Source organism: Edaphovirga cremea, from assembly GCF_003332275.1.
Taxonomy (GTDB): Bacteria; Pseudomonadota; Gammaproteobacteria; order Enterobacterales; family Enterobacteriaceae; genus Edaphovirga; species Edaphovirga cremea.
In genome coordinates this window covers 1-25,522 of record NZ_QOVA01000021.1, presented here as the reverse complement: position 1 = coordinate 25,522, position 25,522 = coordinate 1, and the positions used below count along the sequence as shown (strand labels likewise).

Sequence of the window (25,522 nt, the reverse complement as noted above, 5' to 3'; positions counted from 1 at the left end):
CACCTTTGCTGTGCGGTTCGCCGCGAGAAGTACTAAAAGCACTATTACTCAGGAGCACACTCAACTATGTTTAAGAACGCATTTGCAAACCTGCAAAAAGTAGGTAAATCGCTGATGCTGCCGGTCTCCGTACTGCCGATAGCAGGTATTCTGCTCGGTGTCGGTTCCGCCAACTTCAGCTGGCTACCTACCATTGTTTCCCATGTCATGGCCGAAGCAGGGGGCTCTGTTTTTGCCAACATGCCTTTGATTTTCGCTATCGGTGTTGCACTCGGCTTCACCAATAACGATGGCGTATCTGCACTGGCAGCCGTAGTTGCCTACGGCATCATGGTGAAAACCATGGCAGTGGTTGCACCACTGGTTCTGCATCTGCCTGTTGAAGAGATTGCAGCCAAGCACCTGGCCGATACGGGTGTGCTGGGCGGTATCATTTCCGGTGCGATTGCAGCCTACATGTTCAATCGTTTCTACCGCATTCAATTGCCTGAATATCTGGGCTTTTTTGCCGGTAAACGCTTTGTGCCGATTATCTCCGGCCTGGCAGCGATTATTCTGGGTGTGATCCTTTCCTTTATCTGGCCACCGATCGGTACAGCTATTCAAACGTTCTCCCAATGGGCTGCTTACCAGAACCCAGTGGTTGCGTTTGGTATCTACGGCGTGGTTGAGCGGGCACTGGTTCCATTCGGTCTGCATCACATCTGGAACGTACCATTCCAAATGCAGATTGGTGAATACGTGAACGCTGCGGGCCAAACATTCCACGGTGACATTCCGCGCTATATGGCGGGTGACCCAACGGCGGGTATGTTGTCTGGTGGCTTCCTGTTCAAAATGTATGGTCTGCCAGCGGCGGCGATTGCGATTTGGCACTCAGCCAAACCGGAAAACCGTGCAAAAGTGGGCGGTATCATGATCTCCGCTGCATTGACCTCGTTCCTGACCGGTATCACCGAACCTATTGAATTCTCATTCATGTTCGTTGCGCCGATCCTGTACGGGATCCATGCGATTCTGGCTGGTCTGGCATTCCCAATCTGTATTCTGCTCGGTATGCGTGATGGCACCAGCTTCTCGCACGGTCTGATCGACTTTATCGTTCTGAGCGGTAACAGCAGTCGTATCTGGTTGTTCCCGATTGTCGGTGTCATCTACGGCCTGATCTACTACAGCGTGTTCCGTGTACTGATCGCCAAGCTGGATCTGAAAACGCCGGGTCGCGAAGACAGCTCTTCCGATCAGGTTGTTCAGGGCGGCACCGAGATGTCTGCGGCACTGGTACAGGCTTTCGGCGGTAAAGAAAACATCACTAACCTGGATGCATGTATCACTCGTCTGCGCGTCAGCGTTGCCGATGTCGCACGTGTTGACCAGGCGGGCCTGAAGAAACTGGGCGCAGCGGGCGTAGTCGTAGCCGGTTCTGGCGTACAGGCCATCTTCGGTACCAAATCTGACAACCTGAAAACTGATATGGATGAATACATCCGTAACAACTGATTCAGCGTTGGGGAAATATGAGAGGGAGGCGAAAGCTTCCCTTTTTTTGTTTCAGTGATGTAGATCCCGTCAACTCAATTCGAAGCATTCTCATCATAATCCATCCTCACCCCGAACAATCCTCACCATGGACAATGCACCTCATTTGCTCTACATTGCTCTCATATAACGGCAAAAAAAAGAGCTATGCAGAGAGATGAAGAGACCACCGGCCAATAGCGAGCTGTTTGACGCAATGGAACCCTGCGTCATGGCATTGTTTGGCAAAATGAATGCCGAAACCTTGCTGGACGCCGCGCAGATCATGTCTGTGGTGGATGAAAAGGGGCGGTATCTGCATTGGAATGACATTCTCAACAGAACCCAACATGCCGATAAAGCCAAGGCAAAATGGTCGTTGATAAAATTTGCCCGGCGCGTTGTGCTCAAGCCCATTCCCCGGCTGAACAAGGCGCTGGGTAATATCGCCCTGTTTACGCTGCTGCCTTCAATGCAAAAAACCTGTTCGCTGATTGATCGGCACTGTACGGATGCCGGGCTACAGGACCTCATCAATAACATCGGTATTCCGGGTTATTACCTGCATGACTATATCGATGCAGAAAGTATTGCCTCCAGCCAGTTGGAGGGCGCGTCGACGACGCGGGCCGTCGCCAGACAAATGCTGGCGGAAAAAAGGTCGGGACGGACTGAAAGTGAAAAAATGATCCTCGGTAACCAGCGATTAATGTCCCTCGCCTATGAAAGTCGCTATGACACCATGTCGATGGAACTGTTCTTGCAGTTTCACGAAGAGGCGACAAGAGGCATCGATGATGCGAAATATCAGCCCGGCGAAGTGAGAACCACCAACGATGTCTGGGTTGAGGGGCGCGATGGCAACGTTGTTCATACGCCCCCCGGGGCGGAAATTTTGCCCGCTAAACTCGATCAATTTATTGCCTGGTTGAATTACGAGCATGAAGAGGGGCTTTCGCCCAATACTTATCTGCATCCGGTAATAAAAGCCTGCATGCTGCATTTTTGTATCGGTTATCTGCATCCATTCAGGGATGGCAATGGGCGCGTTGCGCGTGCGCTGTGCTATTGGTTTTTATTTAAGCAGGGTTATGAGGCTTTTTTATATATTTCGATTTCCCAGTTACTGAAAGAGGCACCCGTGCAATACGGTGAAGCCTATTTGAAAACAGAAACCGATAATCTGGATGTGACCTACTTTGTCGAGTATCAATGTCAGATTCTGGAGAGAGCCGTAAAAGGTATCATTGAGCACGCCAAAAGCGTTGCGGCGAATCTGCGTGAATTTGATAACTGGGTTTTCGCCAGTGGCATTCGTAAAAAGATGCCGGATATCCAGCAAAAAATCCTGAATATTGCCGTGATGTCACCGGGCGAGAATTTCACCATCAAGGGATTTGCCGATCGCGCCGGGATTTCCGAGTCGGCGGCCAGATTACATATGGAAAAACTGGCAGACGCCGGGATTTTATTGAAATCGGGCGGCGGAGGGAGTAAACCGATCTTTTACAGCCCGAGAACATCGTTCAGCAAAATCAAGACAGCATTGATCGATCTCTATAAATAGCGGATGCACTTTTTTCCCAGCCGTGGGAGATAATGAAGGGTGATGCGTATTGCGCATCACGCGTCATCATTATACAATCTCTCATACACAACGGACTTGTCAGGTAACTAAGATGATTAAGAGCTTCAGACATAAAGGATTAAAGAAATTTTTTGAGTCTGGCTCACTGGTTGGTATCGATGCGAAACAAGCACAAAAAATCGGCCTTCGTCTTAGCGTCATTGATTTAGCAAAAGATGTAAAAGATATCGACCTCCCCGGATTTTTTTTGCATCCGCTCCACGGGAACAAACAAGGAGTTTGGTCAATCACGGTTACTGGCAATTGGCGCATTACATTCGAGTTTATTGATGGTGATGCCTACATTGTTAACTACGAGGATTATCACTGATGGCTACTATGTACAATCCCCCGCATCCGGGAGAGTTAATCAAAGAGACTATGGAAGCGCTTAATATGAGTGCCAGAGCCCTGTCTAAAGCGCTTGATGTCTCTCCGTCAACATTGCAGCGGCTGATAAGTTGTCAGTCTGATATATCGCCTGAAATGGCAATCAGGTTATCTATCGTGATCGGTAGCTCTGAACAGCTTTGGATGAGCATGCAAGATGCGTATGACCTATGGCATGCGCGTCAAAATATCGACACATCACGATTAACGCGCCTGCAACTTTCACCGGTATCGGCACATTAATTTTTAAAAGAAACGCCGATCAAATCGGGGTTTTCTCTGCATGGGTTGTCTATGGCACGCAATATGTCGAATGAGGTTGAAAGAAATGGAAAATGTCACTCATACTGCGTACTCACGTTTTAGCTTATAAAGGATATGGCACATGGCTGAAGAAACGATTTTCAGTAAAATTATTCGTCGCGAGATCCCTGCGGATGTCATTTATCAGGATGAACTGGTCACCGCATTCCGTGACATTTCGCCACAGGCACCGACTCACGTACTGATTATCCCCAATGTCCTGATTCCAACGGTCAATGATGTCACCGTCGAGCACGAACTCGCCCTGGGACGCATGATTACTGCGGCGGCAAAAATCGCCAAGCAGGAAGGGATCGCCGAGGATGGCTACCGTCTGATCATCAACTGCAATCGTCATGCTGGTCAGGAGGTTTATCACATCCATATGCATCTGATCGGTGGCCGCGTGCTTGGGCCGCTGCTTTCACGTTAAGGATCCTTTATGCGTTGTCTGATGGCGCTCGTTTTACCGGCGGTGTTGTTGGCGGGTTGCAGTAGTGCACCGGAACAAATCGCCCTGAACAATCAGCAAACGGTGGTGATGGAATCCCCGGTACTGACTGCGGGCATAACCGCGGACAAACCTGCAATTTCCGCTGCGTCAGGCAGGAAAATTGCCACCTCAATCCTGAGCAATAGCCAGACGACGCCTGTGACGGTTCATTACCGATTCTATTGGTATGATGCACAGGGATTGGATCTCCTGCCGCAGGAAAAACCGCGCACGATCACGGTACCGGCGGACTCAACTGCGCAAATTTATTCGCTGATTGGCAATCTTGATGCGCACAGCGTGCGTTTACATCTTTATCTTTAAATAGCAAATAGCACGACCGGAGAGGGACGATGAAAAAGTATCTGTTTGTCGCGTTGGCGGCGCTGGTGTTGACCGGCTGTCCGCAGCGTCCACCAGAACAACCTGAAGCACCAGTAACCGTGATTCCTACCCCGCCTGTTCCTGAGAAACCGGTACCTGAGCCAGGCGAAACCGTGCCGCAACCGCCCAAGATGCAAAAACCCATTGATTGGGATGCCAGCGTGAATCCGCTGGTGGCGCAAATGCTGAAAGCCGATGGCGTTACACCGGGCAGTGTGTTGCTGCTTGATAGCGTGAAAAACAACACCAACGGTTCATTGCAAACCGCTCAGGCTACGTCGGCACTGCACAATGCCCTGGCCTCGAACAGCACATTTACCGTGGTACCAGACAGCCAATTGGTGACGGCGAAACAGACGCTGGGGCTGTCTGCCGATGACAGTCTGGGATCGCGCAGCAAGGCGATCGGTCTGGCGCGCTACGTGAATGCACAATATGTTCTTTACAGCGATGCGCGTGGCGATGCCAAATCCCCGACGCTGGAAATGCAATTGATGCAGGTGCAAACTGGCGAAATTATCTGGTCGGGCGACGGTGCGATCCAGCGCTGAGGCGTCACTGCGACAGTGCATCATGCAGCAGTTTCCGGCGGTGAAAACCGCCGGTTGCCATTTTGAACCGGTAGCGGGCCTGACGGGAGAAAGTTGGCGCGTCACGTCCGATGGCCTGGATTTGCTGGCGCGGCTACAGTCGACAGACAAAGCCCGCTTGGGTGTCAGCAGGCGGCGTGAGTTTACGCTGTTGCAGCGGATGCGATCGCTGCGCATTGCGCCTGTTCCCTATCATATGGGACGTGAATGGCTATTGGTTGAATGGCTGCCCGGAAAGGTATTGAACGCAGAGCAGTTTACGGCGGAGGCGGGGAACGGGGAACTGGCCGCGTTGGTGGCGTTACTGCATCGTCAGCGGCCCAGTGGTTATCCGCTGGATCTGCGCCAGCAGTTTGAACGCTACTGGCAGGCGATCGATCGTCGACGTCTCAGTCCGCGCTGGTTGCACCTGCAACGCGATTTCTTGCGGCAAAAACCGCCGGTGGCACTCAAGGTCGCGCCACTGCACATGGACATTCATGCGGGAAATCTGTTGTGCAGTCCGCACGGCTTGCAGTTGATTGATTGGGAATATGCCGCTGACGGTGATATCGCCCTTGAACTGACCGCGCTGTTTCGCGGCAATCGCTGGTCTACGCCGCAACAGCAGGCTTTTCTGCGCAATTATTGCCAGAATTCGGCAAATATCTCCCCGGTGACGTTACAACGCCAGATTGCACGTTGGACGCCGTGGGTCGATTACCTGATGCTGTTGTGGTTTGAAGTCCGCTGGCAGCAGACCAAAGAAGCACGTTATACCGAGTGGGCAGCACCGTTACGTCAAACCATGTTCTTGTAGTAACTTATTGTTTATTAATAATTAATTTTTTAATAATTAAAAATTAATTTCGCAATAGCATACAGTCCGCCGCAGAGCCGTGCGGAACAGTAAATCACCATTGAATGAGAGGATTGCCGTGGGTCCGGTAATGTTGGATGTAGCCAGTTATGAACTGGACGCGCAAGAGCGTGAAATTTTGCAGCATCCGCTGGTGGGTGGCTTGATACTGTTCACCCGCAATTTTCATGACGTCGCGCAATTACAGGAGTTGATCCGCCAAATTCGCGCGGCATCGCGGGAACGTCTGGTGTTGGCAGTGGATCAGGAAGGTGGTCGCGTTCAGCGCTTCCGTGAAGGATTTACCCACTTGCCCGCCATGCAGTCTTTTGCCGCGTTGAATGCCGATCGCGAAGCCGGTCGGCTGGCACAGGAAGGCGGATGGTTGATGGCGGCAGAAATGATCGCCATGGATATCGACATCAGTTTTGCTCCGGTGCTGGACATCGGTCATCGCAGCGCGGCGATCGGTGAGCGTTCATTCCATCAGCAGCCGCAAAAGGCGCTTGAGCTGGCCGAATGTTTTATCAAGGGAATGCACAGCGCCGGAATGAAAACCACCGGCAAGCATTTCCCTGGGCACGGTGCAGTCAGCGCAGATTCGCATAAAGAAACGCCGCGCGACGGGCGTCCGCTGGAGGAGATCCGCCAGCATGACATGGCCATTTTCCGTCAACTGATTGACCGTCAATTACTGGATGCCATTATGCCTGCCCACGTCATCTATACTGAAGCTGATGACCGGCCAGCCAGCGGTTCGCCTTACTGGTTGCAGCAGATCCTGCGACAAGAGCTGAATTTCAAGGGCATCATTTTTTCCGACGATCTGTCGATGGAAGGTGCCGCGATTATGGGCAGCTACGCCGAACGTGGACAAGCGTCGCTGGACGCGGGTTGCGACATGATTCTGGTCTGCAACAACCGTGCCGGGGCGGTCAGCGTGTTGGATAACCTGTTTCCGGTCAAAGCAGATCACCTGAACCGGCTATATCATCGTGGAACGTTCACCCGACAGGAACTACTGAACTCGCCCCGCTGGCAACAGGCAAACCGTGAACTGACGGAACTGGATGCGCGCTGGCAGGAGCACAAACAGCGTTCAGCGCAGTAAAGGCCGCCCACCGTCTGCGGGCGGTGACTCAATTTTGTTAAGACGAGGAAAAACATGATCATCTATCTACATGGCTTTGACTCAACCAGCCCTGGCAATCATGAAAAAGTCTTACAGCTCCAGTTCATCGACCCGGATGTCCGTTTCATCAGCTACAGCACGCTTCATCCGCGTCATGACATGCAGCACTTGCTGAAGGAAGTTGATAAGGCTGTGCAGCAGGAAGGGGATGACAAGCCCTTGATCTGCGGCGTTGGTTTGGGTGGATTTTGGGCCGAGCGGATCGGTTTTCTGTGCGGCATCCGGCAGGTGATGTTCAATCCCAATCTGTTCCCGCAGGAGAATATGCCCGGTAAAATCGACCGGCCAGAAGAGTACCTCGACATCGCGACCAAATGCGTCAGTGATTTCCGCGAGAAGAACCGCGATCGCTGTCTGGTGGTGTTGTCGCGCAACGATGGCATTCTGGACAGCCAGCGCAGCGCGGATACTCTGCATCGCTACTACGAAATCGTCTGGGACGAACTGCAAGGTCACAAGTTCAAAAATATCTCCCCGCATCTCCAGCGAATCAAAGCATTCAAAAACCTCGGTTGAGAGTGGTTGAAGGCGCCTTTACCCACATGTTTTAAAAGATATGTGGGTAAATTCTATTTTTTCCTCCGCACCACATCCACTCACCTGAAAAATACTTTCAGCCGAAATATTCGTTAACTGATTGAATCTGCGTCATGAAAAAAACGCGCCGTCTACTCTTTACACGAAAAATATTGATGCATATCAATTTTGGTATGACCAAATGACCTCACATGGTATTCTGCAAGCAGATGCTATTTTATTTTGAGCGAACCCTATGTTATCTAAGGATATTATTTTTTACTCTTAGATAACAATTGGTTCACAATTTAGGGGGTCAAATTGACTACGCCAATGAAAAAAATCGTGATAGTCGGTGGTGGTGCTGGCGGACTTGAACTGGCAACCAGCCTGGGAGATAAACTGGGCCGCAAGAAAAAAGCGGAGATTGTGCTCATCGACCGCAATCACAGCCACTTGTGGAAACCGCTGTTGCATGAAGTCGCGACGGGATCGCTGGATGACGGTGTGGATGCCCTGAGCTATCTGGCGCATGCGCGTAACCATCATTTCAATTTTCAGCTCGGATCACTGACCGACATCGATCGCGACAGCAAAAAACTGCAACTGGCGGAAATCTGCGATCCGCAGGGCGAACGACTGGTTTCAGCGCGGGAAATCCACTACGACATTCTGGTAATGGCGCTCGGCAGTGCGTCGAATGACTTCGGTACGCCGGGCGTGAAAGATCACTGTATCTTCCTGGATAACCCGCATCAGGCGCACCGTTTCCATAATGAAATGCTGAATCTGTTCCTCAAATTCTCCGCCAATCCCGATCGTAAAGAGCGGGTGAATATCGCCATTGTAGGTGGCGGGGCAACCGGCGTTGAACTGTCCGCAGAACTGCATAATGCGGTGAAACAACTGCACAGCTACGGCTTTGAAGGGCTGGACAATAAAGCGCTGAACGTCACGTTGGTGGAAACCGGTGAGCGTATTCTGCCTGCACTGCCTGCGCGTATTTCTGCGGCGGCGCATCAGGAACTGACCAAGCTCGGCGTGCGGGTTCTGACCAAAACCATGGTGACCAGTGCGGACGCCAAAGGGCTGAACACCAAAGACGGCGAATTTATTGAGGCCGATCTGATGGTGTGGGCCGCGGGGATCAAAGCGCCGGACTTTATGAAAGATATCGGCGGGCTGGAGACCAACCGTATTAACCAGTTGGTGGTCGAACCGACGCTGCAAACCACGCGCGACCCTGACATTTACGCGATTGGCGACTGTGCTTCCTGTCCACAACCGGGCGGGGGTTTTGTTCCTCCGCGCGCGCAGTCAGCGCACCAGATGGCCTCGCGTTGCAGCGAAAATATACTGGCGCAACTCAGTGGCCAGGAAAAGAAAATGAAACCCTACATCTATAAAGATCACGGTTCGCTGGTGTCACTGTCCAAGTTCAGTACTGTCGGCAGCCTGATGGGCAACTTGATGCACGGCTCGATGATGGTGGAAGGGCGCATTGCGCGTATCGTCTACATCTCTCTGTACCGTATGCACCAGATTGCTCTGCATGGCTACACCCGCACCGGCCTGATCATGTTGGTGGGCGGTATTAACCGGGTGATTCGCCCACGGTTGAAACTGCACTAATCGAGACGTCAACAGGTCCAGACGTCAACAGGTCCAAGCGTCAACAAGCCCTGGCCTCACTTCCTGAGGCTGGGGCAAGCCATTCATTTCTTTTGCCTTAACGGCTTATTCCCAGCATAAAACCCCGCATAATTCGCGCCTCTAGTTAAGAATCATCCTAAACAGGGTCTGAATACCATCAAAGCAGCATTTCTGGTGTACCTGTCTTATTGCGGGTATCCGCGGCATGGTGCAAACTTTAAAACGAAACAAGGTGGCGATTCACGCACGCCTAAACCTTAAGCTCGCAATAGGGGGCTGTTGCCAGATTTATTACCCGGGGGGGTAATGCGTACTTCGGTACAGGATTGGGCACAGTATGCGTGGTAACACTTTCAGGAGGATTTCCTGTGAACAAGTCAATGTTAGCTGGCGTCGGGATTGGTATAGCTGCAGCGTTGGGCATCGCTGCTGTAGCTGGCATGGATGTCTTCTCCTCTGGCCCGAAATACGCTCAGGTCATGAGTGCGACGCCAATCAAAGAAACAGTAAAAACGCCGCGTCAGGAATGCCGCAATGTCACTGTCACGCACCGTAAGCCGGTGCAGGATGAGCATCAGATTACCGGTTCTGTTCTGGGTGCCGTCGCCGGAGGTGTGTTGGGGCACCAATTCGGTGGTGGACGCGGGAAAGATGTGGCGACCGTTGCCGGTGCCCTGGCCGGTGGTTATGCAGGTAATCGAACGCAGAGCAGTTTGCAGGAAAACGATACCTATACCACCCAGCAACAACGCTGCCAGACCGTCTATGACAAGTCGCAAAAAACGCTAGGGTATGACGTAACCTACAAAATTGGCGATCAGCAGGGAAAAATTCGCATGGAACATGATCCAGGCACACAAATTCCCCTGGATAAAAATGGACAATTGGTACTGAACAACAAGGCTTGATGGCGTGAATGCCAGAAGCGTAAATGCTGTAAGAAATTACACCCCGCGTACAGTGTTAGTTCTGATCGCTTAATCGGGCGGTTAAGCGAGCGGCGATAACATTGGCGCGGGTTTTTATTTGCCATACTTCAAGTCGCAAAAAGGGCGTTGGCTGCGATTAGATCATATGCTCTGAAAACGCCTTAAGCATATCGCTCAAAAACGTCAGGCGTTTGACGCGGTCGCTGAGATCCAATGAAAACTTCAGTTTGCTCGGGCCATCAAGGCGGTAGGTCTTGAAGTCTTTTTGCAGCAGGCCAATCAGGTAACCCGGATCGACCCGGTTCTTTTCGCTGAATTCGATAAACCCGCCACGATCGTTGCCCTCGATCCTTTTGATGCCCAACGCCTGTGCATGTAAACGCATCGCCGCGATGCTCAGCAGATTGCGTGCCGCGTCGGGTAACAGACCAAAACGATCGATCAATTCCACCTTCAACTCATCCAGTTCACCTTGGTCGCGGGCGCTGGCAATACGTTTGTAGAATGAAAGTCGGGTATTCACATCAGGAATAAAATCATCGGGGAGCAGCGACGGCATGCGTAATTCCACTTCCGTCTGATTGTTGGTGAGGTCTTCCAGCGATGGCTCGCGGCCCTCTTTCAGCGCGTCGACGGCACTTTCCAAAAGTTCCATATACAGCGTGAAACCGATGCTTGCCATCTGACCGCTTTGCCCCTCGCCCAGCAATTCGCCCGCACCACGGATCTCGAGATCGTGCGTCGCCAGTGCAAAACCAGCACCTAGATCTTCCAGTGAAGCGATCGCTTCCAGACGTTTTTGCGCGTCGACGGTCATGGCTTTTGGCGGTGGCGTCAGCAAATAGGCATAAGCCTGATGGTGCGAACGACCGACGCGGCCACGCAGTTGGTGGAGCTGCGCCAGGCCGAGATGATCGGCGCGTTCGATGATAATGGTATTGGCGCTAGGAATATCAATCCCGGTTTCAATAATCGTGGTACAGACCAAGACATTGAATCGCTGGTGGTGGAAATCGTTCATCACCCGTTCCAGATCGCGCTCGCGCATCTGTCCGTGGCCGATGGCAATACGCGCTTCCGGTACCAGTTCGGCCAGCCGCTGCGCCGTTTTATCAATATTCTCAACGTCATTGAAAAGATAGTAAACCTGACCACCGCGCAGCACTTCACGCAGAATGGCTTCACGCACCACCAGACTGTCATACTCACGGACAAAGGTTTTCACGGCCAGACGGCGAGCCGGTGGGGTGGCGATAATCGACAGATCGCGCATGCCACTCATCGCCATATTCAGCGTGCGTGGGATTGGCGTGGCGGTCAGCGTCAGGATATCCACATCGGCACGCATCGCCTTGATGCGTTCTTTGTGGCGCACGCCAAAGCGATGCTCTTCATCCACGACGAGCAGACCCAGATCTTTCCAGCGTAAATCACTCATCAGCAATTTATGGGTGCCGATGATGATATCAACTTTACCTTCACTCGCCTGCTCCAGCACCACTTGCTGCTCCTTGGCACTGCGGAAGCGGGACATCAATTCAATTCGCACCGGCCAATTGGCAAACCGGTCGCGGAAATTGTCGAAGTGCTGCTGGGCGAGCAGGGTGGTGGGCACCAGAACTGCCACCTGCTTATTATTTTCAATGGCGAGGAATGCCGCGCGCATCGCCACTTCCGTTTTGCCGAAACCGACGTCGCCGCACACCAGTCGATCCATCGCCAGCGGCTGGCACATATCACTCAGTACGGCGTTAATGGCCTGTTCCTGATCCGGCGTGGTTTCAAACGGGAATGACTGGCAAAACAATTGATACTGTTCGCGATCGTGTTTAAAGGCAAAACCGGTTTTCACCGCGCGTTGGGCGTAAATATCGAGCAATTCGGCGGCCACGTCACGCACGCGCTCTGCGGCTTTCTGACGCGCCCGCGACCAGGCTTCACCGCCCAGTTTATGCAGCGGCGCATTTTCATCGGCACCACCGGCATAACGGCTGATCAGGTGCAGCGACGAGACCGGCACGTAGAGCTTATCTTCACCGGCGTAGGTCAGAATCAGGTATTCGGCTTTGATGCCGCCCGCTTCCAGCGTGGTCAAACCGACGTAGCGGCCCACGCCGTGCTCAAGATGAACCACCGGCTGACCTGGGCGTAATTCAGCCAGGTTACGGATCAGCGTATCAGTATTGATGGTGCGCCGATTATCCTGACGCCGACGGCTGACGCGCTCACCGAGCATGTCGCTTTCACACACCAGCGCCAGTTGGTGACTATTGTCGAGGAAACCGCGTTCTGAAGAGCCGATCATCAGATAAAAACCGGGTTTCTGCGCTTCATCCAGTTGCTTGATTAGTGTGGGGTTGATCTTAACCCGCCCCAGCAACTCCTGTAACGTTTCGCGCCGCCCCTCGCTTTCGACAGAAAACACCACGCTGCCGCCGAATGTTTCACAGAAACGGCGCAGGTTATCGAGTGGGGATTTTTGCTGGGGCTGAACAGAAACGTCGGGCAGTGGCTGATAACCCAGATTGGTATTGGCCGCTTTTTCCGGCAACGTCTCGGTTTTCAACTGAATACGCGGCCACCGTTTCAGTTCGGCAAACAGGCTATCGACGCGCAGCCACAGGTTTTCCGGCTCCAGCAGCGGACGCATCGGATCGACACGGCGATTTTCATAGCGCTGGTTCACGTCCTGCCAAAAACGATCGGCGGAAAGCTCCAGATCGCCGGTATTCACCAGCAGGGTGTTTTCCGGCAAATAACTGAACAGCGTCGGCAGTTGCTGACTGAAAAACAGCGGCTGCCAATATTCAATCCCGGCGGGCCAGGTGCCTTTGCTGACCTGCTGATAAATGTGTTCTGCGTCGCGGCGCACCTCGAACTTTTCGCGCCACTGGCTGCGGAACAGCTCGATCGCGGTTTTGTCGGTAGGAAATTCGTGCGCAGGCAGCAGATTGATGTATTCGACTTCACTGAGCGTGCGCTGGGTATCGACGTCGAAAACCCGCAGGCTGTCGATCTCATCGTCAAAAAAATCGATACGGTAGGGCTCTTCGCTGCCCATCGGATAGAGATCCAGCAACGCGCCACGGGTGGCGAATTCACCGTGCTCCATCACCTGATCCACGCTGCGGTACCCCGCTTGTTCCAACTGACTGCGCAATTTGTCCCGTGACAGGTGCTGGCCTTTTTTCATCACCAGCGCATGGCCATGCAAAAACTCATGGGGGCAAACCCGCTGCATCAACGTATTTACCGGCAGAATAATCACACCGCGAGCCATGGTAGGCAGATGGTAAAGGCTGGAGAGTCGGGCGGAGATAATCTCCTGATGCGGCGAGAAACTGTCGTAAGGCAAGGTTTCCCAGTCGGCCAACGTGCTGACCAGATGTGGCGTAAACTGCTGGATTTCATCCCGCAGCCGCAATGCATTCTGCATGTCAGGCGCAATCAGCATGACCGGGCCATCGTGACGCTCGATGATTTCGGCACATTCTACCGCGCAGGCGGAACCGGTCAGTTGACCGAGTAAACGGACATCGCCACGACGTCCGGGCAGAGAATAGCGGTATTGTTGGGACATAGGCAGTTATACAGTCTCTTGGTTCAGCAGCTTGTTGCGCACGTAAGGCAAGCAGCATCTTGCGATGCGATTCTGCTGTGGGTCAACACTTTTTCCGCAATAAAACCCCAGTCTCTGGGCGGTTAGTGGTTCCCTAAAGCGGTAGTACCCTTTATTATCCTTGATCACTTTGCATAAGCAACATCATCTGAACGGATTTCATGTATCAACCTGTCGCGTTATTTATTGGCCTGCGTTACATGCGTGGGCGAGCTACGGACCGCTTTGGGCGATTTGTCTCCTGGCTGTCCACTATCGGTATTACGCTCGGCGTAATGGCTCTGGTCACTGTCCTTTCTGTGATGAATGGATTTCAGCGGGATCTGGAACGCAATATTCTGGGGCTGATGCCGCAGGCGTTGATTACGACGCCGGAAGGTTCGCTGAATCCGCAGAATATCCCCCCGTCAGCCGTGAGTGGTTTGCAGGGCGTGGCGAGAGTGCAACCGCTGACGACGGGTGACGTCGTGTTGCAGAGCGCCCGCAGCGTCGCGGTGGGCGTGATGCTCGGCATCAATCCGGACGATCCCGATCCGCTGGCGGATTATCTGGTGGCCGTGCGCCAGCAGGATCTGCAACCGGGCCAATACAACGCTATTCTTGGCAGCCAGCTTGCCAATCAGTTAGGGGTGAAGCGCGGCGATCAACTGCGTCTGATGGTCACCAGCGCCAGCCAGTTTACGCCGATGGGACGCATTCCCAGCCAGCGCCTGTTCAACGTGATTGGCACCTTTTCCGCCAACAGCGAAGTCGACGGCTATCAACTGCTGGTCAATCAGCAGGATGCCTCGCGCTTGATGCGTTATCCCGCAGGCAACATCACCGGCTGGCGTCTGACCTTGCAACAGCCGTTGCAGGTCGACACGCTCAGTTCTCAGGCGCTGCCTGATGGCACGGTCTGGAAAGATTGGCGTGACCGTAAAGGCGAGCTTTTCCAGGCGGTGCGCATGGAGAAAAATATGATGGGGCTGTTGCTCAGCCTGATCATTGCCGTCGCCGCGTTCAATATCATCACGTCACTGGGTCTGCTGGTGATGGAGAAACAGGGTGAAGTGGCGATCCTGCAAACGCTCGGGCTGACGCGCCGTCAGGTGATGGCCGTATTCATGGTACAAGGCGCGAGCGCCGGTATTATTGGTGCGCTGCTGGGAGCCGGTTTGGGCGCGCTGCTCGCCAGCCAACTGAATAATCTGCTGCCGATTCTGGGTTCATTGATTGCCGGGGCGTCATTGCCGGTCGAGATCGATTCGGTCCAGGTGGTGGTAATCGCCGCCGTCGCCATGTCAATTGCCCTGCTTTCGACGATTTATCCTTCCTGGCGCGCTGCCGCCGTTCAACCCGCTGAGGCTTTACGTTATGAGTAACCAACTTTTGTTGCAGTGTGACAACCTGTGCAAGACCTATCAGGAAGGCAAGCTGCATACCGACGTATTGCGTAATGTCACGTTTGCCATGCAGCCGGGTGAGATGATGGCGATTGTGGGCAGTTCGGGTTCGGGGAAAAGTACGTTGCTGCATCTGCTCGGCGGTCTGGATACCCCGACCTCCGGCGAAGTGATTTTCAAAGGCACGTCGCTTAACGGCATGTCATCGGCTGCCAAGGCTGAACTGCGCAACAGCCAGCTCGGATTTATCTATCAGTTCCACCATCTGTTGCCGGACTTCAGCGCGCTGGAAAACGTCGCGATGCCGCTGCTGATCGGCGGTGGCAAGAGTGCCGACATTCAGGAGAAAGCGCGGGCGATGCTGACGGCGGTGGGGCTGGAGAAACGCGCCCATCACCGCCCTTCAGAGCTGTCCGGCGGCGAACGCCAGCGCGTGGCGATAGCCCGTGCGCTGGTCAATAATCCGTCGCTGGTTCTGGCGGATGAACCTACCGGCAATCTCGATCAGCGCACCGCCGACAGCATTTTTGATCTGCTTGGCGAGCTCAATGTCCGCCAGGGCACCGCTTTCCTGGTGGTGACGCACGCCTTGCAACTCGCCCAGCGCCTGAGCCGTCAACTGGAAATGCGCGATGGTCAATTGCAGCCGGATTCCACCCTGCTGGGAGCGCTGTAATGTCAGGGATGCCACTTTCGTTACTTTTGGGCCTGCGTTTCAGTCGCGGACGCCGCCGCAGTGGCATGGTGTCGCTGATCTCGGTGATTTCAACGGTAGGGATTGCGCTGGGCGTGGCGGTGCTGATCGTCGGCTTGAGTGCGATGAACGGCTTCGAACGCGAGTTGAAAGGCCGCATTCTGGCGGTGGTGCCGCACGGGGAAATTGAGCCGGTCAAACAGCCGTTCTCCGGCTGGCAGGATATTTTGCCGCGCATTGAAAAAGTGGCGGGCATTGACGCCGCCGCGCCGTACATCAATTTTACCGGCCTGATGGAGAGCGGTGCCAAACTGCTGGCCGTACAGGTGAAAGGGGTGGATCCTGAGCAGGAGAGCCACCTCAGCGCCTTGCCGCATTTTGTACAAAACAACGCCTGGCAGCGCTTCAAGCCGGGCGAGCAGCAGGTGATCCTCGGGAAAGGCGTCGCTGATACCCTGAATGTGCAAGAGGGTGATTGGGTGACGGTGATGATCCCCAATAGCGATCCGCAGATGAAACTGCTGCAGCCGAAACGCATCCGTTTGCTGGTCAGCGGTATCATTGCGTTGAGTGGTCAGCTCGATCACAGTCTGGCGATGGTGCCACTGGCGGATGCCCAGCACTATCTCGATATGGGCGACAGCGTGACCGGTATTGCGATCAAAGTGAACGATGTCTTTGCCGCCAACAAACTGGTGCGTGACGCCGGTGAAGTGACCCAATCCTACGTCTATATCCGCAGTTGGATCGGTACCTACGGCTACATGTTCCGCGATATCCAGATGGTTCGCGCCATCATGTATCTGGCGATGGCGCTGGTGATTAGCGTCGCCTGTTTCAATATTGTCTCCACGCTGGTGATGGCGGTGAAAGACAAGAGCACCGATATCGCCGTGCTGCGTACCCTGGGGGCGAAGGATCGGCTGATCCGCGCCATCTTTATTTGGTATGGCCTGCTGGCGGGATTGGCGGGCAGCGTGACCGGGGTGATCGTCGGGGTGATTGCCGCGCTGCAATTGACGCCTATTATCAAAGGGCTGGAAACGCTGATCGGGCACCAGTTCCTGTCGGGTGATATCTATTTTATTGATTTCCTGCCGTCGGAACTGCATTGGTCGGATGTCGGCATTGTGTTGTTTACCGCCATCGCGTTGAGTTTGCTGGCCAGTTGGTATCCTGCACGACGCGCCAGCCGCATCGATCCGGCCAGGGTGTTGAGCGGCGGGCAGTAATTACGGCCAACAATTGCAGCCAATAATTGCGGCCAGACCGAACCGGGCCTGAGACGACAAAATAGGCAACAGGGGCGTCAGCGATGTACTACGGTTTTGACATGGGCGGCACAAAAATCGAGCTGGGTGTGTTTGATGCCCAACTGCAACGCGTCTGGCAAAAACGCGTCGCGACGCCGCGTGAGGACTATACTGCACTGCTGAACACGCTGGTGGCATTAACCCTTGAGGCTGACGCGCATTTTGGCGTGCAGGGCAGAATCGGCATTGGCATCCCCGGTTTGCCGAACGAGGACGGAACGCTGTTTACAGCCAATGTCCCGGCGGCAATGGGTAAACCGCTGCAAGGCGATTTGGCGCGGTTGCTTGCGCGTGAAGTGCGCATTGATAATGACGCCAACTGTTTTGCCCTGTCTGAAGCCTGGGACGAAGAGTTCCGGCGCTATCCCAGCGTGTTGGGGATCATTCTGGGTACCGGCCTCGGTGGCGGATTGGTGATCGACGGCAAGGTTTTTTCCGGCAAAAACTTCATTACCGGGGAATTTGGTCATTTTCGCCTGCCGGTCGATGCGCTTGAGGTGCTGGGGCGTGATATTCCTCGCGTTCCCTGCGGTTGTGGAAATCACGGTTGCATAGAAAATTACATATCAGGCCGAGGTTTTGAATGGCTCTATCAGCACTTTAACGGACAGCACTTGCCTGCGCAGACGATCATTGCGCATTATCGTGCGGGTGAACCAGCGGCGACGGCACATGTAGAACGTTTTTTTGATGTTCTGGCGATTTGCCTGGGTAATTTACTGACCATTATTGATCCCCATTTAGTGGTGATAGGTGGCGGTTTATCGAATTTTGATGAAATCTACCAGGCGTTACCGGCACGTTTGCCCGCTCACTTACTGAAAGTGGCAAAGCTACCGCGCATTGAAAAAGCGCGTTATGGCGATGCAGGCGGTGTGCGTGGTGCAGCTTTTCTAAACCTGGCAGGGTAACTCTTCTGAGTTGAGTAAGGAGCAGTGGTTATGCGCACACGCCATCGGCTGTGTCGGTTTCGCAAGAATAAGCGCTTGCGTCATCAACGTTTTCGTTCACGCATTTTCCATAGGGACAGCATGGCAGCGACAGAGATGAAAAAACCGTTCGTGGTGGTACTGACCGGCGCAGGGATATCCGCTGAATCAGGTATTCGTACTTTCCGCGCCGCTGACGGCCTGTGGGAAGAACACAACGTAGAGGATGTGGCGACGCCGGAAGGATTCCAGCGAAATCCCCAGTTGGTGCAGCAGTTCTATAATGAACGCCGCCGCCAACTGCAACAGCCTGAAATTGCACCGAATGCGGCGCACGTGGCGCTGGCCGAGCTGGAGTCCGTGCTCGGCGACAATTTTGTGCTGGTAACGCAGAACATCGACAATTTGCACGAGCGGGCCGGCAATCGCCGCATAATTCATATGCACGGTGAATTACTTAAAGTCCGCTGTTCGAAATCGGGGCAGGTGCTTGATTGGCCGGGGGATCTGAACGAAGACGATCGCTGTCACTGCTGCCAGTTCCCGGCACCGTTGCGTCCGCATGTGGTCTGGTTTGGTGAAATGCCGCTGGGGATGGATGATATCTATCACGCGCTGGCAAAGGCTGATTTCTTTATTGCCATTGGTACGTCGGGGCATGTCTATCCGGCGGCGGGGTTTGTGCATGAAGCGCGGCTCGGTGGCGCGCATACGGTTGAACTGAATCTTGAGCCAAGTCAGATTGAGAGCCAGTTTACCGAGAAGCATTACGGCCCGGCGAGTGAGGTTGTGCCTGAGTTTGTCAGTAGTTTTAAGCACAACAAACACTAGCGACCAGCCTGTTGTTTGCAACAAGCATCCGTTGCAAACAACGGCAACAAGCATCCGTTGCAAACCCGATCTCTTACCCGCCGGGCAGAGTCACGCTCTGCCCGGCGGCGTCACGATTAATGACCGGCTTTCAATTTCTGGTACAAGGTTTCATACAGTTCGCTGGCACTGCCGACATCATTCTGCCACTCGCCTTTTTCAATGATATCGGCGTCTGGATAGAGTGATTTATCTTCCGTCACCTCTTTTGGCAACAGCTTCCTGGCTGGCAGATTTGGCGTTGGATAACCAATGGTTTCCGCCACTTGCGCCGCGATTTCAGGACGCAGCAGGAAGTCGATCAGCTTGTGCGCGCCCTCGACGTTTTTGGCATTTGCCGGGATGGCCAGGCTGTCCATCCAGAAAATTCCGCCCTCTTCAGGCCAGACGATCACCAGCGGCGTACCGGCCTGACGGGCGACATACGCGGAGCCATTCCACACCATACCCAAATTCACTTCACCTTCCATGAACGGATTGGCGGGGTTGTCCGAGTTAAAGGCCAGCACGTTTGGCATCAGCTTTTTCAACTCGTTATAGGCTTCTTCAATTTGTTTGGGATCGGTGGTATTGCCGGAATAACCGAGTTTGCGCAGCGCAACCTGAAAGACTTCGCGCGCGTCATCGGTCAGCAGCAAACTGCCCTTGTACTCTGGTTTCCACAGATCGACCCAACGGGTGACGGTGGACGGATCAATCTTGTCGGCATTGACGCCGATCGCCGTCGCGCCCCAGATGTAAGGAATGGAGTAGTCATTGTTGGGGTCGAACGGTTTGTTCAGCAGATTGGGATCGAGGACGGAAAAATGCGCAAGCTTGCTCTTGTCGATCTTTTGCAGCATGCCTTCATTACGCATTTTGGCGATAAAGTAGGTCGACGGCACCACCAAATCATAGGCGCCATCTTTGTAGGTCTTGAGTTTGGCATACATGGTTTCGTTGGATTCATAGGTGGAATAGATCACCTTGATTCCCGTTTCTTTGGTGAACTGCTCCAGCAACCCCGGCGGAACATATTCAGTCCAATTGTAGAAATAGAGGGTTTTATTATCTGCGGCGCTCGCGGCACCTACGCATAGCGTGATTAATCCAGCAGCAAGCTGCGATACCCATTTCTTCATCTTACAGTCCCCATAATGAAAGCGAGGGGCGCTTGCGACCCCCCAGGTGAATTTAAATCTTGGTTCGATCCCGCAAAATGAGTTGGCTGGCAATCACCAGCAACAACGACAGGATCAGCAAAATAGTAGCCAGCGCATTCACTTCGGGAGAGACACCGACTTTAACCATCGAATAAATTTTCAACGGCAGAATTTCATAACTTGGCCCTGTCACGAATGACGACACCACGACATCGTCCATGGACAAGGTAAAACTCAGCAGCCAGCCTGCCGCCACCGCGGGCATTGCCAGCGGCAGAATGATTTTGCGCAGGATGGTGATTTCACTGGCACCCAAATCCCGTGCGGCCTCAAGCATCTTGACGTCAAACCCCTTCAGCCGGGAATACACCGTGACCACCACAAACGGCAGGCAGAAGGTGATATGTGAAAACAGCAGTGACCAGAAGCCCAGCGAGATCCCCAGCAGCATGAACAGCACCAGCAGCGAAATCGCCATCACAATATCCGGCGACATCATCACCACAAACAGCATTCCGCTGACAAAGGGTTTGCCGCGGAAACGATAGCGATAGAGCGCGACCGCCGTTAAGGAACCAATCAGCGTCGCAAAGCTGGCGGAAAGTACCGCCATGGTCACCGAATGGTTGGCGGCCTGCAACAGGCTGTCATTATTCATCAGCATGCTGTACCAGTTGGTGGTGAAACCTTGCCAACTGAAACCAAAACGCGATGAATTGAACGAGTTGGCGATCAGAATAATGATCGGAATATAGAGATAAGCGTAGATGATGGTCATGAAACCACCGCGTAACAGGCGTCCGGTCATTCCAGGTCCACCCTTTTATTCAGCAGTTTCGCTGCGCGATAGTAGATGAACAGCATCAGCCCCATCAGCAATGTCAGGCAAATACTGGTCGCCGCACCAAAAGGCCAGTCGCGGATATTCAGGAACTGGCTCTTGATGACGTTGCCGATCAGCAGATTTTTCGCGCCGCCCATCAGATCCGAAACGTAAAAAAGCCCCATCGCAGGGAGAAGCACCAGCAGACAACCCGCCACAATCCCCGGCATCGTCAGCGGAATGACAATGCGCATGAAGGTCTGAAACTTGCTGGCACCCAGATCGCGTGCTGCCTCCAGACAGGATTTATCCAGTTTCTCAATACTCGAATAGAGTGGCATCACCATAAACGGCAGCAAAATGTAGATCAGCCCCAGAATCACCGCTTCAGGGGTATACATAATGCGCAACGGCTTATCAATCAGGCCAATCCACAACAGGAACTCATTGAGATAACCGCGACTGCTGAGGAATATTTTCAGGCCATAAATGCGGATCAGCGAGTTGGTCCAAAAGGGAACAATCAACAAAAACAGCAGCAAAGGACGAACTTTGGCCGGTAGCCGCGCCAAAATGAAGGCGAACGGATAACCAATCAACAGGCAGCAGAACGTGGCGATCAGCGCCATATTCAGCGAGTGGAGCAGAACCTGCGCATAAAGCGGATCGAGCAGACGGCTATAATTGTCCAGGGTGAAAACCATCTGCACCAGATTGGCATCGTCACGCGTCAGGAAACTGGTGACAATAATCATCAGATTGGGCAGAAAAACAAACAGGGCCAGCCAGCCGACAACGGTGGTAATCACCACCTTTTGGAAGCGTTTACGCGATTTCTTCATCGGCCAGCACCACCTCCCAGCTTTCGACCCAGGTGACGGCCATTTTCTGATTGAGCGAATGATCCACATCCGGATCGTCTTCATTGAAGAACTCGCTGACCATCACCATTTTGCCATTTTCCAGCTCAACGGTGGATTCCAGCGTCATTCCTTTATAGTTGCGTTCGCGCACGTAGCCGATAAACCCTTCGCTTTGCGTCGTGCCGTCAATCTCCTCGACCCGCAGATCTTCGGGGCGCAGCAACACTTTCAGCTTTTGGCCGGGCGTCACGGACAGCGTATTGACGTAGATGTCGCACTCGCGGCCTTCAACGTTGGCGCGCACGCGCTGATTGTCCAACGGGTGGATGACCTCGGCCTCAAAGATATTGATTTCACCAATGAAACTGGCGACAAACAGGTTTTTCGGCTCCTCGTAGATTTCACGCGGCGTGCCGTCCTGCTCAATTTTCCCATCGCGCATGACCACAATGCGATCGGACATGCTCAGGGCTTCTTCCTGATCGTGGGTGACAAAGACAAAGGTAATGCCAAGCTTGCGTTGCAGCGCCTTGAGTTCATTCTGCATCTGCTTGCGCAATTTGTAATCCAGCGCAGAGAGGGATTCGTCGAGCAGCAACACCTTGGGTTTGTTCACCACGGCGCGGGCGATGGCGACGCGCTGTTGCTGACCGCCAGAAAGCTGGTGCGGGCGGCGCTGGGCAAAGGTCTCCAACTGAACCATGCGCAGGGCGTCTTCAACGCGCGGCGTCAATTGGTGTTCGGGTGTTTTCTGCATCCGCAGGCCGAAAGCGACGTTTTCGAATACCGTCATGTGGGGGAAAAGCGCGTAGCTTTGGAACACGGTATTTACGTGGCGATGTTCGGCAGGAATGTCGGTGATGTCCTGCTGATCAAGGATGACCCGGCCAGCGTCGGCCTGCTCCAATCCGGCAATCAGTCGTAAAATGGTGGTTTTACCGCAGCCGGAGGGGCCAAGCAAAGTAACAAATTCGCCGTGATTGATGGTGAGATTCAAGTCGCTGATAATCTCTTTGCCATCAAACGCCTTGCCGATTCCTGTCAGCGTGACCAGCGGCGTCAGTGAGATTTTCCCAGTCATTCCAGTAATATTCTATCCCGTAGTAAAGCGAGCCATGAGTCAATAAAACGTGAGATAACAAACTGTTAACTTCACGTCGGTTCCAAAACTCAGGGAGATGGAGCAGGAATTCTACGGTAATCTTGCTCCAGCGCCAAATTTAAAGGTGATAGTAATTAATATTCACCTACTCAATCATAGAGCACGAAGTGGAAATCACCTTGCGGGTTACCCCCGGTGAGACTGATTAACCCACCCGCACCACTATTCAGGGGATGAAACGCATGAGATAAAAATAAGCGTATTAATAAAGAGCACGACGCGCAGAATAATAAATAACCTCACCTCTTTCAGCGAATCAACCAAAATAGCCTCCAGGTAAATAATATAGGCACAGTAGAACCGATCGTTATTTTCGTTGCCCTGCGTATTCAACACCCGGACATTATGGCGAATAAAGAAGAGGGCCAGCCCTATGAATATTGTATTCAGCGAGCGGTCGAAAAACCGTGCCAGATAACGCCCAAAGGAGCCGCAGCTTTAATTTTTTCCGTCGTGCGACTCGCCTCTGGAATAGGCGGTAGGGCGCTGGGAATTGGCGGAAGTGTTTGTAACAGTAAATGTGCCAGCGCAGACGTTTCTGACGGTCTCTGCCAGTCACGTTGCCCTTCACACGACAACCGCGTGTCAGTGTGGCGATCGTCACTAACCAGCAGATTTGTCAGCCGTTCTTCCGCTGCTGCGCCGTACTTTTTATTATCGACGGCGTACCAGCAGGAATCCGCCCCCGTTTTCGCGGGGAAAAGTGTCAGGTTGATTTTTATACTGAAATGTCCTAATTATAAGAATTATCTTACAGTAACCTGAAGATACTTTGATAAAAGAATGTGACTTAAATTGTTCAATTGAATATGTGAGGAAATAACTTCGGCTAAAAATGACCTGACGCAATATTTAACCGGTCATGCTTGCCCATAATGAAGTGCGCAAATCAGAGGACATGAGCATGGATAAACTACTCGATCGTTTTTTACACTACATTTCCTTCGATACCCAATCCAAGGCGAATGTTCGGCAAGTGCCAAGTACCGATGGACAGATGAAGCTGGCCCGTGAATTGCAAAAAGAGATGTGGGAACTGGGGTTTGAAAGGGTCACCCTAAGCGATCATGGTTGCGTAATGGGAACGCTTCCGGGCAATGTTGCCTGGCCAGTGCCTACGATTGGATTCATTTCCCATCTTGATACCTCACCTGATTTTTCTGGCAAACATGTCAGTCCACAGATTGTTGAGGATTACCGTGGCGGGGATATTGCGCTGGGAATTGGTGACGAAGTGCTGTCTCCGGTCATGTTCCCGATTCTGCATCAGATGCTGGGGCAGACGCTCATCACCACCGATGGCAAAACCTTGCTGGGTGCTGACGATAAAGCGGGCATCGCTGAAATCATGACCGCCATTGTGCGGCTTAAAAACAGCAAAAAACTGTACGGTGACATCCGCGTTGCCTTTACGCCAGACGAAGAAGTCGGCAAAGGCGCGCAGCATTTTGACGTCAGGGCATTCAATGCCGATTGGGCGTATACCGTGGACGGCGGCGGTGTCGGTGAATTGGAGTGTGAGAATTTCAATGCGGCGTCGGCGACGGTCAAAATCGTCGGTAACAACGTCCATCCGGGCACGGCGAAAGGGGTCATGGTCAACGCCCTGTCGTTGGCAACGCGCTTCCACCAGGAGCTGCCTGCTGATGAAACCCCAGAGAAAACCGAGGGTTATCAGGGTTTTTACCATCTGAATTCGCTGAAAGGGTCGGTTGACCGCGTTGATATGCATTACATTATACGTGATTTCAACCGGGATAATTTTGAAACGCGTAAACGCTATCTGATTGATGTTGCGAAGAAAGTGGGCAAGGGTCTGCATCGTGACTGCTATATTGAAGTGACGATTGAAGACAGCTACTACAACATGCGTGAACTGGTGGCCGAGCATCCGCATATTATCGAGATTGCCAGTCAGGCAATGAAAGATAATGACATTGAGCCGATTATGAAACCGATTCGCGGCGGCACCGACGGCGCGCAATTGTCATTCAAAGGCTTGCCGTGCCCGAATATCTTTACTGGCGGCTATAACTTCCATGGAAAACATGAGTTCGTGACGCTGGAAGGGATGGAAAAATCGGTCTCCGTTATTATGCGCATTGCAGAACTGACCGCGTTGCGCGCCAAGAGATAGCGATTTCCTGGCCGTTTTCACCCAGGAATAAATAAATATCCTCCGGCATAGCCGGAGGTTTTTCATATGCGCCTATAAGGCTCTCTTGCCAGCCGCGCCCTAACAGGCGCATCGCGATCTGACATTTGCATCTATGGATTACTTACGGCCCG

23 protein-coding genes are annotated in these 25,522 nt (G+C 53.1%); 18 read left to right on the top strand and 5 right to left on the bottom strand.

The features are described 5' to 3' along the window. Positions 1 to 66: 66 nt before the first annotated feature. The 12 genes from ptsG (at position 67) to DRI82_RS19365 (ending at position 10,412) form a co-directional block, all read left to right on the top strand. A complete protein-coding gene (gene ptsG / locus DRI82_RS19420) occupies positions 67 to 1,500 on the top strand; it encodes a PTS glucose transporter subunit IIBC (RefSeq protein WP_114195566.1) in 1,434 nt (477 codons plus the stop codon). Positions 1,501 to 1,696: 196 nt separating this feature from the next. Beyond that, positions 1,697 to 3,085, top strand: a complete 1,389-nt coding sequence (locus DRI82_RS19415; protein ID WP_114195565.1) for a Fic family protein — start codon at positions 1,697 to 1,699, stop codon at positions 3,083 to 3,085. Between the two features lie 112 nt (positions 3,086 to 3,197). After that, positions 3,198 to 3,476 carry a type II toxin-antitoxin system RelE/ParE family toxin gene (locus DRI82_RS19410; RefSeq protein WP_114195564.1) on the top strand — a complete coding sequence of 93 codons (279 nt, stop codon included), beginning with the start codon at positions 3,198 to 3,200 and terminating at the stop codon, positions 3,474 to 3,476. Beyond that, positions 3,476 to 3,778, top strand: coding sequence for a HigA family addiction module antitoxin (locus tag DRI82_RS19405; RefSeq protein ID WP_114195563.1), 303 nt, complete (start codon positions 3,476 to 3,478; stop codon positions 3,776 to 3,778). The genes DRI82_RS19410 and DRI82_RS19405 overlap by 1 nt, the downstream gene beginning before the upstream one ends. A gap of 142 nt (positions 3,779 to 3,920) precedes the next feature. Continuing rightward, on the top strand, positions 3,921 to 4,271 hold the full coding sequence (hinT, locus tag DRI82_RS19400; protein WP_114195562.1) for a purine nucleoside phosphoramidase: 351 nt from the start codon (positions 3,921 to 3,923) through the stop codon (positions 4,269 to 4,271). Positions 4,272 to 4,280: 9 nt separating this feature from the next. Next, positions 4,281 to 4,655, top strand: a complete 375-nt coding sequence (locus DRI82_RS19395; RefSeq protein WP_114195561.1) for a YcfL family putative periplasmic lipoprotein — start codon at positions 4,281 to 4,283, stop codon at positions 4,653 to 4,655. 29 nt (positions 4,656 to 4,684) lie between these two features. Continuing rightward, entirely contained in the window at positions 4,685 to 5,266 is a 582-nt protein-coding gene (lpoB, locus tag DRI82_RS19390; protein ID WP_114195560.1) for a penicillin-binding protein activator LpoB, read from the top strand. A gap of 22 nt (positions 5,267 to 5,288) precedes the next feature. After that, positions 5,289 to 6,104 carry a thiamine kinase gene (gene thiK / locus DRI82_RS19385; RefSeq protein ID WP_114195559.1) on the top strand — a complete coding sequence of 272 codons (816 nt, stop codon included), beginning with the start codon at positions 5,289 to 5,291 and terminating at the stop codon, positions 6,102 to 6,104. Positions 6,105 to 6,222: 118 nt separating this feature from the next. Next, positions 6,223 to 7,254 (top strand): beta-N-acetylhexosaminidase, encoded by a 1,032-nt coding sequence (gene nagZ / locus DRI82_RS19380; RefSeq protein ID WP_211317689.1) that lies wholly within the window; start codon positions 6,223 to 6,225, stop codon positions 7,252 to 7,254. A gap of 54 nt (positions 7,255 to 7,308) precedes the next feature. After that, positions 7,309 to 7,851 carry an alpha/beta hydrolase YcfP gene (gene ycfP / locus DRI82_RS19375; RefSeq protein WP_114195557.1) on the top strand — a complete coding sequence of 181 codons (543 nt, stop codon included), beginning with the start codon at positions 7,309 to 7,311 and terminating at the stop codon, positions 7,849 to 7,851. A 321-nt stretch (positions 7,852 to 8,172) separates the two neighbouring features. After that, positions 8,173 to 9,483, top strand: a complete 1,311-nt coding sequence (locus DRI82_RS19370; RefSeq protein ID WP_114195556.1) for an NAD(P)/FAD-dependent oxidoreductase — start codon at positions 8,173 to 8,175, stop codon at positions 9,481 to 9,483. A gap of 389 nt (positions 9,484 to 9,872) precedes the next feature. Beyond that, positions 9,873 to 10,412: a glycine zipper 2TM domain-containing protein gene (locus DRI82_RS19365; RefSeq protein WP_114195555.1), complete on the top strand. Its 540-nt coding sequence runs from the start codon at positions 9,873 to 9,875 to the stop codon at positions 10,410 to 10,412. A 157-nt stretch (positions 10,413 to 10,569) separates the two neighbouring features. On the opposite strand, the gene mfd is transcribed toward DRI82_RS19365, so the two are convergent. Further along, positions 10,570 to 14,013, bottom strand: coding sequence for a transcription-repair coupling factor (gene mfd / locus DRI82_RS19360; RefSeq protein WP_114195554.1), 3,444 nt, complete (start codon positions 14,011 to 14,013; stop codon positions 10,570 to 10,572). 200 nt (positions 14,014 to 14,213) lie between these two features. On the opposite strand from mfd, the gene lolC reads away from it, so the two are divergent. From lolC to cobB, 5 genes are all read left to right on the top strand, one after another. Next, entirely contained in the window at positions 14,214 to 15,416 is a 1,203-nt protein-coding gene (lolC, locus tag DRI82_RS19355; protein ID WP_114195553.1) for a lipoprotein-releasing ABC transporter permease subunit LolC, read from the top strand. Beyond that, positions 15,409 to 16,113, top strand: a complete 705-nt coding sequence (gene lolD / locus DRI82_RS19350) for a lipoprotein-releasing ABC transporter ATP-binding protein LolD (RefSeq protein WP_114195552.1) — start codon at positions 15,409 to 15,411, stop codon at positions 16,111 to 16,113. Before lolC ends, lolD begins: the two co-directional genes overlap by 8 nt. Beyond that, a complete protein-coding gene (gene lolE / locus DRI82_RS19345) occupies positions 16,113 to 17,363 on the top strand; it encodes a lipoprotein-releasing ABC transporter permease subunit LolE (RefSeq protein WP_114195551.1) in 1,251 nt (416 codons plus the stop codon). The genes lolD and lolE overlap by 1 nt, the downstream gene beginning before the upstream one ends. 83 nt (positions 17,364 to 17,446) lie before the next feature. Beyond that, a complete protein-coding gene (nagK, locus tag DRI82_RS19340; RefSeq protein WP_114195550.1) occupies positions 17,447 to 18,355 on the top strand; it encodes an N-acetylglucosamine kinase in 909 nt (302 codons plus the stop codon). Between the two features lie 30 nt (positions 18,356 to 18,385). Beyond that, positions 18,386 to 19,204, top strand: a complete 819-nt coding sequence (gene cobB / locus DRI82_RS19335; RefSeq protein WP_114195549.1) for a Sir2 family NAD+-dependent deacetylase — start codon at positions 18,386 to 18,388, stop codon at positions 19,202 to 19,204. Positions 19,205 to 19,320: 116 nt separating this feature from the next. Here cobB and potD read toward each other — a convergent pair whose 3' ends face one another. From potD to potA, 4 genes are read right to left on the bottom strand one after another with little or no spacing between them, the layout of a single operon-like run. Continuing rightward, complete coding sequence (potD, locus tag DRI82_RS19330) at positions 19,321 to 20,364, bottom strand: spermidine/putrescine ABC transporter substrate-binding protein PotD (RefSeq protein WP_114195548.1); 1,044 nt, start codon at positions 20,362 to 20,364, stop codon at positions 19,321 to 19,323. Between the two features lie 52 nt (positions 20,365 to 20,416). Further along, the gene (gene potC / locus DRI82_RS19325; protein ID WP_114195547.1) at positions 20,417 to 21,193 is read right to left on the bottom strand and encodes a spermidine/putrescine ABC transporter permease PotC; all 777 of its coding nucleotides are present in this window, start codon (positions 21,191 to 21,193) and stop codon (positions 20,417 to 20,419) included. Further along, positions 21,190 to 22,050 (bottom strand): spermidine/putrescine ABC transporter permease PotB, encoded by an 861-nt coding sequence (potB, locus tag DRI82_RS19320; RefSeq protein WP_114195546.1) that lies wholly within the window; start codon positions 22,048 to 22,050, stop codon positions 21,190 to 21,192. The genes potC and potB overlap by 4 nt, the downstream gene beginning before the upstream one ends. Next, positions 22,034 to 23,152 carry a spermidine/putrescine ABC transporter ATP-binding protein PotA gene (potA, locus tag DRI82_RS19315; RefSeq protein ID WP_114195545.1) on the bottom strand — a complete coding sequence of 373 codons (1,119 nt, stop codon included), beginning with the start codon at positions 23,150 to 23,152 and terminating at the stop codon, positions 22,034 to 22,036. The genes potB and potA overlap by 17 nt, the downstream gene beginning before the upstream one ends. Positions 23,153 to 24,137: 985 nt before the next feature. On the opposite strand from potA, the gene pepT reads away from it, so the two are divergent. Continuing rightward, entirely contained in the window at positions 24,138 to 25,370 is a 1,233-nt protein-coding gene (gene pepT, locus DRI82_RS19310) for a peptidase T (protein ID WP_114195544.1), read from the top strand. Positions 25,371 to 25,522 lie beyond the last annotated feature (152 nt).

Coding starts and splice junctions, on each gene's coding strand:
- potA (WP_114195545.1), bottom strand. CDS start 23,152: ATGACTGGGAAAATCTCACTGACGCCGCTGGTCACGCTGACAGGAATC.
- mfd (WP_114195554.1), bottom strand. CDS start 14,013: ATGTCCCAACAATACCGCTATTCTCTGCCCGGACGTCGTGGCGATGTC.
- cobB (WP_114195549.1), top strand. CDS start 18,386: ATGCGCACACGCCATCGGCTGTGTCGGTTTCGCAAGAATAAGCGCTTG.
- DRI82_RS19395 (WP_114195561.1), top strand. CDS start 4,281: ATGCGTTGTCTGATGGCGCTCGTTTTACCGGCGGTGTTGTTGGCGGGT.
- nagK (WP_114195550.1), top strand. CDS start 17,447: ATGTACTACGGTTTTGACATGGGCGGCACAAAAATCGAGCTGGGTGTG.
- lpoB (WP_114195560.1), top strand. CDS start 4,685: ATGAAAAAGTATCTGTTTGTCGCGTTGGCGGCGCTGGTGTTGACCGGC.
- lolC (WP_114195553.1), top strand. CDS start 14,214: ATGTATCAACCTGTCGCGTTATTTATTGGCCTGCGTTACATGCGTGGG.
- DRI82_RS19415 (WP_114195565.1), top strand. CDS start 1,697: ATGAAGAGACCACCGGCCAATAGCGAGCTGTTTGACGCAATGGAACCC.
- potB (WP_114195546.1), bottom strand. CDS start 22,050: ATGAAGAAATCGCGTAAACGCTTCCAAAAGGTGGTGATTACCACCGTT.
- DRI82_RS19405 (WP_114195563.1), top strand. CDS start 3,476: ATGGCTACTATGTACAATCCCCCGCATCCGGGAGAGTTAATCAAAGAG.
- potC (WP_114195547.1), bottom strand. CDS start 21,193: ATGACCGGACGCCTGTTACGCGGTGGTTTCATGACCATCATCTACGCT.
- ycfP (WP_114195557.1), top strand. CDS start 7,309: ATGATCATCTATCTACATGGCTTTGACTCAACCAGCCCTGGCAATCAT.
- DRI82_RS19410 (WP_114195564.1), top strand. CDS start 3,198: ATGATTAAGAGCTTCAGACATAAAGGATTAAAGAAATTTTTTGAGTCT.
- pepT (WP_114195544.1), top strand. CDS start 24,138: ATGGATAAACTACTCGATCGTTTTTTACACTACATTTCCTTCGATACC.
- lolD (WP_114195552.1), top strand. CDS start 15,409: ATGAGTAACCAACTTTTGTTGCAGTGTGACAACCTGTGCAAGACCTAT.
- thiK (WP_114195559.1), top strand. CDS start 5,289: ATGCAGCAGTTTCCGGCGGTGAAAACCGCCGGTTGCCATTTTGAACCG.
- lolE (WP_114195551.1), top strand. CDS start 16,113: ATGTCAGGGATGCCACTTTCGTTACTTTTGGGCCTGCGTTTCAGTCGC.
- potD (WP_114195548.1), bottom strand. CDS start 20,364: ATGAAGAAATGGGTATCGCAGCTTGCTGCTGGATTAATCACGCTATGC.
- hinT (WP_114195562.1), top strand. CDS start 3,921: ATGGCTGAAGAAACGATTTTCAGTAAAATTATTCGTCGCGAGATCCCT.
- ptsG (WP_114195566.1), top strand. CDS start 67: ATGTTTAAGAACGCATTTGCAAACCTGCAAAAAGTAGGTAAATCGCTG.